Origin of the sequence: Micromonospora sp. LOL_021 (assembly GCF_048060215.1) — a bacterium.
In the GTDB taxonomy this organism is placed as follows: domain Bacteria; phylum Actinomycetota; class Actinomycetes; order Mycobacteriales; family Micromonosporaceae; genus Micromonospora_E.
Window position 1 is genome coordinate 83143 of the sequence record NZ_JBHMIN010000025.1, and the last position, 9967, is coordinate 93109.

Sequence of the window (9967 nt, forward strand, 5' to 3'; positions counted from 1 at the left end):
CTCAGCGCTAGGGCTGGCACGAACAGGAGAACCACTGATGCAGCAGACCGCCTCGATCGCGGACCTCACCTGGTTGCTCGACGATCTGGTCGGTCGGGTCAAGCAGGCCGAGCATGCGATCGTGCTTTCCGTGGACGGCCTGTTGATGGCCTCCTCGGCCGGCCTGGGACGCGACGACGGCGAGCACCTCGCGGCGCTGGCCGCCGGAATCCAGAGCCTCGCCCGCGGTGCCGGCAAACGGTTTCGCGGTGGACCGGTACGACAGACCATCATCGAGATGGAGTCCTCGTTCCTGTTCGTCACGGCGGCCGGGCACGGTGCCTGCCTCGCCGTGCTGGCCAGCGAGGAGACCGATGTGGGGCTGATCGCCTACGAGATGGCGATGCTGGTGACCAGGGCCGGCAAGTATCTGGCCTCCCGCACCCGCCCGGCCGAGAACCACACAGAGAAGTGACCCGGCGAAGATGAGCCAGTCCGACGAATCCGGTGAGGACCGGTGGATCGACGACCACGCCGGGCCGGTGGTCCGGCCGTACGCCATGACCGGCGGCCGTACCCGGCCCCGCCGCGGCCGGTTCGACCTCATCTCGTTGGTGCTGGCCAGGCCACGGACCCCACCGGGGGAAGCCGGTCTCGGCCCGGAGCACCTGGCGATCCTGGACCGCTGCCGCAAGCCGCTGTCGGTGGCCGAAGTCGCGGCCTACCTGGATCTGCCCCTCGGCACCGTCCGGGTCCTCCTCGGCGACCTGCTCGAACACGCGCTGGTCGAGGTACAGGAACCCCGTTCGGCGTCGAACCCGACTGACGACAGCGTATTCGAGGCGGTTATCAATGGACTACGAGCGCTCTGATCCGGCCCGCACCAGGCCGATCGCGCCGACCGCGGTGAAGGTGCTTATCGCCGGCGGTTTCGGGGTGGGCAAGACGACCCTGGTCGGTTCGGTCAGCGAAACCCGGCCACTGCGCACCGAGGAACTACTCACCGAGGTCGGGGTCGCCGTAGACGACGTCTCCGGCGTGGAGGAGAAGTCCACCACCACGGTGGCGATGGACTTCGGCCGAATCACCATCAGCGAAGACCTGGTTCTCTATCTGTTCGGCACCCCCGGCCAGGAGCGCTTCCTCTTCGTCTGGGACGAGCTCGCGATGGGCGCGCTCGGTGCGGTGGTTCTCGCCGACACCCGACGGCTGGCCGACTGTTTTCCGTCCATCGACTACTTCGAGCAGCGGGGCACCCCGTTCATCGTCGCGGTCAACTGCTTCGACGGGGCCCGGCAGTACGCTCTCGGCGAGGTCCAGTTGGCGCTCAACCTCGATCCGGACGTGCCGGTGGTGCTCTGCGACGCCCGGCAACGGCAGTCCGGCAAGGAGGTCCTGGTGAAGCTGCTCGAACACGCCCGGGATCACTCGCGCCGGTCGGCCGCTGTCGGATAGCCGCCGGCCCGGCCGACCTCCGGCACCGGCCGGCGGGACTTCCGGCCCTGCCACCCTACCGGGAAATCCCCTGACAATCGATGTGTCGGAGAGAGCGCCGGACACCGACACCGGTCAACGACAGGGGAGGGATCGAGATGGCACGCACCACGCAACCGGCACCAGCCACGACCGACAGGGGATTCGCCGCCACGCCCGCCGAGACCCGGTTCGGCGAGGTGGTCTGGGCAGTGACCAGACTGGCCCTCGGATTCGTCTTTCTCTGGGCTTTCCTCGACAAACTCGCCGGCCTTGGCAAGTCGACCCCCAGTGAGCGCGCCTGGATCAACGGCGGATCCCCGACCACCGGGTACCTCAGCAACGTGGAGGGCCCGTTCAGCGGATTCTTCAGCGGCATGGCCGGTCAGGCCTGGGCCGACTGGTTGTTCATGGTCGGCCTGCTCGGCATCGGCGTGGCGTTGATCCTGGGCATCGGAATGTGGGTCGCCGCAGTATCCGGCTCGTTGTTGCTGACCCTGATGTGGCTGGCGTCGCTGCCGATCGCCACCAACCCGTTCCTGGACGACCATTTGGTCTACGGCCTGGTGCTGCTCGGTCTGGCCGCGACCGGCGCCGGCCTACGGTACGGCCTGGCCAACTGGTGGCGGAACCTGCCGCTGGTACGGGGCAACGCCTGGCTCCGCTGACCCACCCGGGTCGGTCGACCGTCACGGCCCCGCTGAGTGAACTCAGCGGGGCCGACCGCTGTCCGCGCAGTTCGACGGCAGGGAATGTACATGAGCACCGGCTGCGGTGATCACCGCAGCCGGCACCCACGTCCATCAAACGGCAGCTACCGAGCGTCCGAACCGGACACTCACCGCTCCTGCGGTCGTCGCCTGAACCAGGCGATCGTCACTGCTCCTCTATCCTAGAGAGCCGCCGTCGGTTCGGTAATGGATTGTGGGCCATCCCACGTGGCGGCGGGCGGCCAGTGCTCGCAGACCCGGATGATCAGTGGCCCTGCCGGGGCAGGCATTGGCCGCCGCGCCCGGATGGCGGTTTTCCTCGACCGACCGCCCCCTGGCCAGCGTCAAATGGTGTCCGGAACGAGATCCGGACCCGGCAAACGCCGGCCGCCTGACCACCGACAATGGCCGAAGTGTTGCGGAATCGATGGCCAATGCGTCAGACTCAATTCCGAACACGGCCGTATCCCGAGGAGTGAGCATCTGTGGCCAAGAAAGTCATTACTCTGCTGACCGACGACCTCGACGGCAGCGAGGCCGACCGGACGGTCGAGTTCTCGCTGGACGGTGTCACTTACACCATAGATCTGTCCGAGAAGAACGCCGGCAAGCTGCGCAAAGCCCTGGACACGTACATCGCCGCCGGCACCCGGGTGAGCCGCAGCAGCGCCGGCGGTCGGGGCGGCCGCGGGAGCTACTCGGCCGCGCCGGCCCGCGCCGACCGCGAGCAGAACCGCGCCATCCGCGAATGGGCGGCCAAGAACGGCTACCCGGTCTCCGAACGCGGCCGCATCCCGGCAAACGTGATCGCCGCCTACCACAAGGGCTGACCACCCCGTCGAGTACATTCCCGGCAGAGGTGCCCACGCGTCACTCGGGCAGCTAGGTTATCGGCGCCGGCGGCGCCGCCGGACGATTTCGTCCAGCGGCAGGGCGGACATCCGCCGGCGCCACCGCCCTCTTGGTCGGATGGCCGGGAGGCACGCGATCAGTCGAACGACACATGATCGAACGCGAACTCGCCACTCATCTCGGCACGGCGGGACAGCAAGGCACGCAACTCGCCGGCCAGCTCGTGGCGCTTGCGCAACTGCGGCTCACCGAGCTCCAGCATGGTCAACTGTTCCCCGACGGCCGCCGCCGCCAAGTCCTCAGCGAATCGTCCGGGCGCTATCCCGCAGTGCAGCCGGTGCGGCCAGATCCGTACCCTTTCGAACAGCAGCCCACCCTCGCCGGCAGTCAGCCAGGCCCAGCCCTCCGCACCGCCGTCCTTCCACTCGACGTGTAGGCCACGCAGGAGCGGATCGGACAGCTGCCGGCTGACGAAGGCCTCCACTGCCCGGACGCGTGCCACCGCGCCCAGGTCGTTGACCTGGCCGGTCCTACCGTCCGGCAACCGGCCGACGATATCCCGGTAGCTGATCTCCCCGACGATCTCCCCGGACCGCAACCCGGCCGCGCTCTGCTGAAACGTCCGCGCGTCGAGCACGTACTCCACCACCCGCCGGCCCCGACCGGACGCCGTCAGCGCCGCCGACTCGACCCGCAGCACCGCCAGGCCCACCGCCTCGCACACGGCGTCGGTCATCCGTTCGTCGCGTCGCTGCTCGGCTGTCCGTACGGCGGGGTCGACGAAGTCGGCCACGAAGACCGGGCGGTAGTCGTCGGCGCCACAGACCACGAAATCGAACCGGGCCCGGGTGGCCACGCTCCACTGCCGGGTGGTGACGCCCGGCGGACGTCCGCCCACCAGCTGCCCGAGCCGCCGGCCCGGCACGATGACACAGCCGGCACGGTCGAACAACTCGCCGCACCGAACGCCCGCAGCGTGCTCCGCGGAGCTGAGAACCGGGCGCAGCCAGGGCTCCCGGCCGTCGTCGTTGGTCATGGTCGTGTCCTTGGCTTCCGCCGCGCCGCGACCGGCGAGGCCTGACCATGCTAGACGCCCGCCGGCCAGAGGTGGACGGCGGCGGTACGCGGTCAGCGTCGCCGACGCGGCGTCTCGGCGGATGTCAGGCGCAACGCAAGCTCCGGACAATTCGCCACCGCACGGTCGGCATGCCTGCGCAGCTCGGCAGGCACCACCGGCTCCCGGCTGCCGTCCCGGGAGATCGGGAAGCCCCAGTCGTCACGGGTCAGCAGCTCGGGCAGCAGCTCGATGCAGAGACCCCGACCGTCACAGCGGGCCCAGTCGATCTGCAACCGTGCACCATGCGGATCGTTCACCTGTCGTCACTCCTAACGGCGCCACCCGGTGGAGACCGTGTGTGGATCCTCGTCACGATAGCCGTCGGAGTCACCGTACGGCGGGATGGCACTGACGTCGGGCGATCGCTGGTCGACGAAGTTGCCGCCGGCGTCGGGCAGCCAGGCCGGCGGGTCCGCCGCTTGGAAGACCGATCCCGGCTTGCGGTACATGTCCAGCAGGCTGGACGGTACGGGGGCAGCGGCCCGGCCGCCGACGTAGGTACCGACCGGGTGCTCTGCCTGGTCTGCCGCCGAAGGCGGACGGTCCCACACCGCCCCGGGCGCACGGTACTCGGCGGGGCGGTAACCAGCGGGACCGGCGGGTGGGTACCCGGCAGGCGCGGGGGCACCCGGCGGATCGGCGGGTAGCCAGTCCGTCGGCGGACGGACAACCGACTCGTCGGTTGTGGGTCCCGGCCGCCGGTGCGAGCCGCCGGGGGCCCGCCGCCCCGGTCGAGCAGCGTCATCGGTGGCCCGGCGACGCGACCGGGGCCGCACCCACAACAGCACCCGCCAGCCGGATGCCCCCAGCACGGCCGCCAGGCATCCGGCGTTGACCACCACCATCCAGGTCTGGCCGCTGTCCGTGCCGGTTCCGACCGAGTGGCCGAGCGCCGCCGGCCAAGCGGCGTACGCCAGCCAGTGCAGCACCCGCCACAGCCGCACGCCGATCCGCCGACGCAGCAGACTGGTCACCACCAGCACCAGCATCACGTCGCTGGCGAGCGTGCCCAACCCCATGTACAGCGGCCGGTACTCGGCGCCGAACGGCACGAACAGGTCGTACACCCGGAGCTTGGCGTACGGGTCGAAGAGCAACGTGACCACGTGGACCGTCAGCAGCCCGACCGCCAGCAGCGCCGCGTTGCGGTGGACCAGGCTCACCGCGAACCGGGGCAGGCCGAACACCGGTCGGCCCGATCTGCTGCCCACCCCCAGCACCACGACCACCGACAACAGGACGAGCGCCGTCACCCCGGTGCCGCGCGCGACGAACCACCCTGCCTCCGTCACTGTGTCTCCTCCTCCGCGGACCAGCCTCCGACGGTCCGCACCGTGCCGTCCCCGGCCACCAGCCGGGCCGGTGCCCCGAGACCTGCGAGCCACCGATCGGCGGTCGCACCGCGTACCAGCGCGGCGGTGCTCAGCGTGTTCGCCCGCACGCAGCTGTACGCCGCCACGGAGACGCTGCGCCACACCCGGCCCGCCGGCGTACCCGTCCGGGGGTCGACGATGTGGTGCATCGTGGTGTCTCCGGCGGTCCACTGCCGGCTCACCGTGCTCGAGGTGGCCACCGCGCCGCCGGCCGGCAGACCGATCACGCACGCCGGATCAGACGGACCGTCCTGCACCCGGATCCGCCAGCGCCCGCCCGGGGCCGGCCCCGCAGTGGCGACGTCGCCGCCGAGTGCGACCAGGACACCAACCCGGCACCGGCGGGCGACGTCCCGGGCAGCCCGGTCGGCCGCCCAGGCCTTAGCGGTCGCGCCCAGGTCCAGCTGCACCCCGTCCGGTACGGTCAGATCGGTCCCGTCGAGCCGGACCTGACGCCAGTCTGCGGGCGGCGGGACGGTCCGCGTCACGGCGGGCCGGCCGTGCAGGGTCACCCAGCGCAGATCTTCGTCGTAGCCCAGCCGGCACAGCGCCGACCCCACGGTCGGGTCGACGTCGCCGTCGGTCTCGTGGGCCGCCCGCAACGCCACCGACACCAGGCCGGCGAGCAGCGGACTGATCCGCACCGGCGTTCCTCCGCTGCGACATGCCCGGACCAGTTCGGAGTCGGCGCGAAACCGGCTGCAGGCGGCGTCGACGGCGGCCAGCACGTCCTCGACGATCGTCCGGGCCGCCGGCACCGCCGCAGGGTCGCTCACCACCACCCGGGCCAGCGTCCCCCACACTTGCCACTGTGCACAGTCTGGCCCGACCGGAAGGGTCTCCAGCAGCGGCATCGCCTCACGACCCGCCGGAGGTGGCCTGACCGGGTTCGCCTCCACCGCCGGTCACCGGCGGGAACTCCGCCGTCGGCGGGGCCTGGTCGACCGGCTGGTCCGGTTCGGTCGCGTCGCCCGGGGCGGCCTGCCCGTCGCCGGCCGGCGCAGCCGGATCGGTACCCGCTCCGCCCGGGGCGGGTTGTCCGTCGGCGCCGGCCGGTTGCGGCGCGGTGCCGCCCTGCACGTTGCCCGCCGGAGTGTTCGCGTCCTGGTCCGCCGTGTGGTCGGCGTGCGCCACCACGGCGACGCCGAGCGTTCCGGCGATGCTCGCCACGGCCAGCCCGCCGGTGATCATCGTGACCCGCCGCAGCCCCAGCTCCCGCTCCCCCACGTGGCCTCCCGAATCGCCGTGCTCGGCGGACCACCCGCCGTCAACCCGGGATACGGCTCGGACGGATGCCCGGTTCAACCGACTGGGCACACACCCCCGGCGGGTCCGCCAGGTTTTACCGGCGGCGGATTTACAGCGTCGATGATCAATGACACCGTGTCCACAGCGGAGGGCGACCGCCCCTGCCACGGGTGGACGGCCGGACCGGCGACCACCTGTCGTCAACGGAGGGAAACTGGATGTCGACAAGGACAACGACGAGGTCCACAGCGGCAACCCTGATAGCGGCGGCAGCGGCACTGCTGATGATCGTCGCGGCGGCACCCGCCAGTCAGGCGGCGACGCCGCACTTCGCGCACCTCGACCCGGGTGGTGCGCCGGCACTCACCGAGCAGGTCCCGGTCAACGTGGTCTTCCTCGGCTACAGCCGGACTCAGGTGGACCGGTCGGCGTACCTCGACGGGCTGCCGCAGCGCTACGAGCCGGTGGTCCGCTCCCGGCTGTGGTACGACCAGGTCGAGAAGCTAGGCCTGACCTACACCTACGACTACCACGTCCGGTACGCGAACAAGCGGTACGAGGACCGGTTCTTCGCCGAGTTGGAGCGGCTGGCCACGCCCGCGCCGCTCACCGCCTACCAGGAGCTCTACAACGAGCAGCAGGGCAACGTCGCCACGATCACCGACAACCACCACATCGACGCCCCGAGCGTGGAGCGGTGGCTGGCCCTCAACCCACCGGCCGGCGTCGACACCCGACGCAACACCGTCTTCTTCATCAACTGGTTCGGTCGGTCGGACTTCAAGTTCCACGTCTACACCAAGACCGACGAACCTGACCCGGACACCGGGCACAACTTCGGTGCCGAGCGGGACAGCCGGAAGATCTCCGCGTGGGGCGGCACCACTGCCGACGACGAGGAGAACGGCCTCGGTTCCACCCGTCGGGTGTGGTTTCACGACCTGTCGGCCGGGCCGGAATCGTGGACTGAGAACTGGAACGTCGACGATCCCGACCTCGACGGCAACGGCGTCGAGGACTACCGGATGCCGCCGATCTGGGAGTACGCCGCCGACGGCTACCGCTCCCCCGACGCGCTCACCGGCGACCTCGGCCTGATCACCCGCTACGTGGCGATCAACCTGCTGTTCACCACGTCGCCGCTGTACCCGGCGGAGCTGCCGAGCACCGAACCGCCGAAGTCGATCAACATCGACAGCAACGTCTACGAAGGTTGGGACGGCGTCGACGCATCCGTCCGCTACATCGACGAGGAGCTACTGCAGCTGGAGTTGCGGGAACTGCGGTGGCGCAACGTGCTGGACTACGACGGCCAGAACCTCGAGTTCGAGGGTGACGCCGAGCGCTGCTACTACGCGGTGATGATCGACGAGAAGTCCTGCTACCCGGAGCTTGGCTACCCGCCGTTCGCCAACTTCTATCTGCAGAACAGTTTCGAACTCGACCGGGTGCTCGACGATCAGGACCGGGTCGACTACGAGCTGCCGGTGTTCAGCTATGCGTTGCCGGCCGGCACCCCGGTGCCGGCGCTGGGCTTCGCCGACGACAACTACACCGACGGTACGCAGTCGTACGTCTTCGCGTTCGTCTCGCCGGAGATCGTCGACGCCGGCTACGGCCTGACCACGACGCTGATCCACGAGGTGGGACACCACCTGGGCATGAGTCATCCGCACGACGGCTACGACAGCGAGACCGGTGTCGACTACGGCCCGGAGGATGACTTCTTTTTCGCCTGGTCCGGCGACCAGGTCAACTCGATGATGAGCTACATCGACCTGAACTGGGACTTCAGCCAGTTCGACCGGGACAACAGCGACCGGTTCCTCACCGCCGCGTACAACGAGGCCGCGAACCGGCTGGCCGAATCGGTGTTGGACGGTCCGCGCCCCGGCCGGGCCCACCGGGACCTGCGGGCCGCCGACCGGCTGATCGGTGCGGCCGAGCGCGCACTCGCCCGGCACGACTACCGGCGCGCGCTGGTCCTCGCCGAGCAGGCGTACGGGAAGGTCGTCGACGCCGCCGGACGGGCCGGGGTGCCGGCCGGGACCGTGGCCGAGCAGATGTCTGCCCGGGCACAGCAGGCCCGGACGGCGTCCGAGGTGACCGGACCGCACGAGTTCATCGACACGCTGGGCCCCGACAGCCCGCGTAGCCAGCCCTGACCGGCAGGTAGCAAGAAGCAGGAGCCGGACGACCTGGGTCGTCCGGCTCCTGCTCTGCTCGCGAACCGCCGTTGCTCTCCCGGTGTCCGTCTGACGGGTGGGTCGTGGCTGTGCCGGGTGAACCGGCGCACCACCTGTAGAGCGTCCTAGGACGAGTTCGTCTACCGGTCAGGCGGTGCAGTCCGGGCTGATCGCCGCCGGGGCCCGACTGGTCGCCACCAACAGGCCGAAGGTGGTCGTCCCGTCCGGCTCGACCATGCCGTTGTACGACACGTTCCGCACCTCGACAGCCGTCCCGTCGCCGCCGGCCTGGCCGCGCCAGATCGACAGGATCCGCTCGTCGCCCGGCCACTGCCAGGACACCTGCCAGCCGTCGATCGACTCGGTGCCGATGTTGCGGACCGTGACCGTGGCGATGAACCCCACCGACCCAACTGGCATCCACCACGCTGGACGCGACGTAGCCCGTCACCGGCAGGGTTCGGGCGGGTCCACCGAGCACGTAGGTGTCTCGCCGACCGTCGGCGTCGGTGAACCGGAACCAGTATTCGGTGTCCGGCGTCAGCCCGTCGATCGTGACGTCACCGTTGCGTTCCGGCCCGGACACCTTGGCCGCCACCGGGTCGCGCCACTGCTGCGCGTCGGTCCGACTGGCGGACAGGGTCACCGTGACCGGCGGAAGATAGCCACACGGCGGGCCGACCAGAAGCATGGGGTAGCTCACGGTCACACTGGTCTGGGTCACGCCGGCGACCGAACCCGTCAGCGGCAGTGCGGGCGGGCACGCCGGGGTCGGTGTCAGGGTGGGAACGGTCGCGGGCCAGGGCTCGGCCTGCGCCGGGCCGGCCCAGGCAGCGACGGTCACGATCGAGACGGCGAGCATGGCACCGATCCGGTGCAGGATCGCAGAACTCCTTCGATGTTGTCGAGCGCCGGCCGCCGTCGTCCTGACGGCGGCCGGCGCCCGGGTCGTCAGGTCAGATCACAGTGGCGGGTACGCGTTCGCCATCAGCTCCTGGAACTGAGCCGAGAACCAGTGCCCGGAAACCG

The 9967-nt window shown here is 70.2% G+C and carries 12 protein-coding genes; 6 read left to right on the plus strand and 6 right to left on the minus strand.

The features are described 5' to 3' along the window. The first annotated feature begins 37 nt into the window (after positions 1-37). From ACFHWT_RS17700 to ACFHWT_RS17720, 5 genes are all read left to right on the plus strand, one after another. The gene (locus tag ACFHWT_RS17700) at positions 38-454 is read left to right on the plus strand and encodes a roadblock/LC7 domain-containing protein (RefSeq protein ID WP_199757514.1); all 417 of its coding nucleotides are present in this window, start codon (positions 38-40) and stop codon (positions 452-454) included. 10 nt (positions 455-464) lie between these two features. Next, on the plus strand, positions 465-851 hold the full coding sequence (locus ACFHWT_RS17705) for a DUF742 domain-containing protein (protein ID WP_416595763.1): 387 nt from the start codon (positions 465-467) through the stop codon (positions 849-851). After that, a complete protein-coding gene (locus ACFHWT_RS17710) occupies positions 832-1434 on the plus strand; it encodes a GTP-binding protein (protein WP_416595765.1) in 603 nt (200 codons plus the stop codon). Before ACFHWT_RS17705 ends, ACFHWT_RS17710 begins: the two co-directional genes overlap by 20 nt. A 137-nt stretch (positions 1435-1571) precedes the next feature. After that, positions 1572-2120, plus strand: coding sequence for a hypothetical protein (locus tag ACFHWT_RS17715; protein WP_416595767.1), 549 nt, complete (start codon positions 1572-1574; stop codon positions 2118-2120). A gap of 527 nt (positions 2121-2647) precedes the next feature. Beyond that, entirely contained in the window at positions 2648-2992 is a 345-nt protein-coding gene (locus ACFHWT_RS17720; RefSeq protein WP_416595768.1) for a histone-like nucleoid-structuring protein Lsr2, read from the plus strand. Between the two features lie 158 nt (positions 2993-3150). On the opposite strand, the gene ACFHWT_RS17725 is transcribed toward ACFHWT_RS17720, so the two are convergent. From ACFHWT_RS17725 to ACFHWT_RS17745, 5 genes are all read right to left on the minus strand, one after another. Next, the gene (locus tag ACFHWT_RS17725; RefSeq protein WP_416595769.1) at positions 3151-4050 is read right to left on the minus strand and encodes a DUF2726 domain-containing protein; all 900 of its coding nucleotides are present in this window, start codon (positions 4048-4050) and stop codon (positions 3151-3153) included. 92 nt (positions 4051-4142) lie between these two features. Beyond that, complete coding sequence (locus ACFHWT_RS17730; RefSeq protein ID WP_416595770.1) at positions 4143-4388, minus strand: ferredoxin; 246 nt, start codon at positions 4386-4388, stop codon at positions 4143-4145. 12 nt (positions 4389-4400) lie between these two features. Next, complete coding sequence (locus ACFHWT_RS17735; protein WP_416595771.1) at positions 4401-5423, minus strand: ferric reductase-like transmembrane domain-containing protein; 1023 nt, start codon at positions 5421-5423, stop codon at positions 4401-4403. Beyond that, positions 5420-6358 (minus strand): FAD:protein FMN transferase, encoded by a 939-nt coding sequence (locus ACFHWT_RS17740; protein WP_416595772.1) that lies wholly within the window; start codon positions 6356-6358, stop codon positions 5420-5422. The genes ACFHWT_RS17735 and ACFHWT_RS17740 overlap by 4 nt, the downstream gene beginning before the upstream one ends. 4 nt (positions 6359-6362) lie before the next feature. Next, complete coding sequence (locus ACFHWT_RS17745; RefSeq protein WP_416595773.1) at positions 6363-6731, minus strand: hypothetical protein; 369 nt, start codon at positions 6729-6731, stop codon at positions 6363-6365. A 239-nt stretch (positions 6732-6970) separates the two neighbouring features. On the opposite strand from ACFHWT_RS17745, the gene ACFHWT_RS17750 reads away from it, so the two are divergent. Next, positions 6971-8917 carry a hypothetical protein gene (locus ACFHWT_RS17750; protein WP_416595774.1) on the plus strand — a complete coding sequence of 649 codons (1947 nt, stop codon included), beginning with the start codon at positions 6971-6973 and terminating at the stop codon, positions 8915-8917. Between the two features lie 168 nt (positions 8918-9085). Here ACFHWT_RS17750 and ACFHWT_RS17755 read toward each other — a convergent pair whose 3' ends face one another. After that, positions 9086-9343: a cellulose binding domain-containing protein gene (locus ACFHWT_RS17755; RefSeq protein ID WP_416595775.1), complete on the minus strand. Its 258-nt coding sequence runs from the start codon at positions 9341-9343 to the stop codon at positions 9086-9088. Positions 9344-9967 lie beyond the last annotated feature (624 nt).

Coding starts and splice junctions, on each gene's coding strand:
- ACFHWT_RS17700 (WP_199757514.1), top strand. CDS start 38: ATGCAGCAGACCGCCTCGATCGCGGACCTCACCTGGTTGCTCGACGAT.
- ACFHWT_RS17705 (WP_416595763.1), top strand. CDS start 465: ATGAGCCAGTCCGACGAATCCGGTGAGGACCGGTGGATCGACGACCAC.
- ACFHWT_RS17710 (WP_416595765.1), top strand. CDS start 832: ATGGACTACGAGCGCTCTGATCCGGCCCGCACCAGGCCGATCGCGCCG.
- ACFHWT_RS17715 (WP_416595767.1), top strand. CDS start 1,572: ATGGCACGCACCACGCAACCGGCACCAGCCACGACCGACAGGGGATTC.
- ACFHWT_RS17725 (WP_416595769.1), bottom strand. CDS start 4,050: ATGACCAACGACGACGGCCGGGAGCCCTGGCTGCGCCCGGTTCTCAGC.
- ACFHWT_RS17740 (WP_416595772.1), bottom strand. CDS start 6,358: ATGCCGCTGCTGGAGACCCTTCCGGTCGGGCCAGACTGTGCACAGTGG.
- ACFHWT_RS17750 (WP_416595774.1), top strand. CDS start 6,971: ATGTCGACAAGGACAACGACGAGGTCCACAGCGGCAACCCTGATAGCG.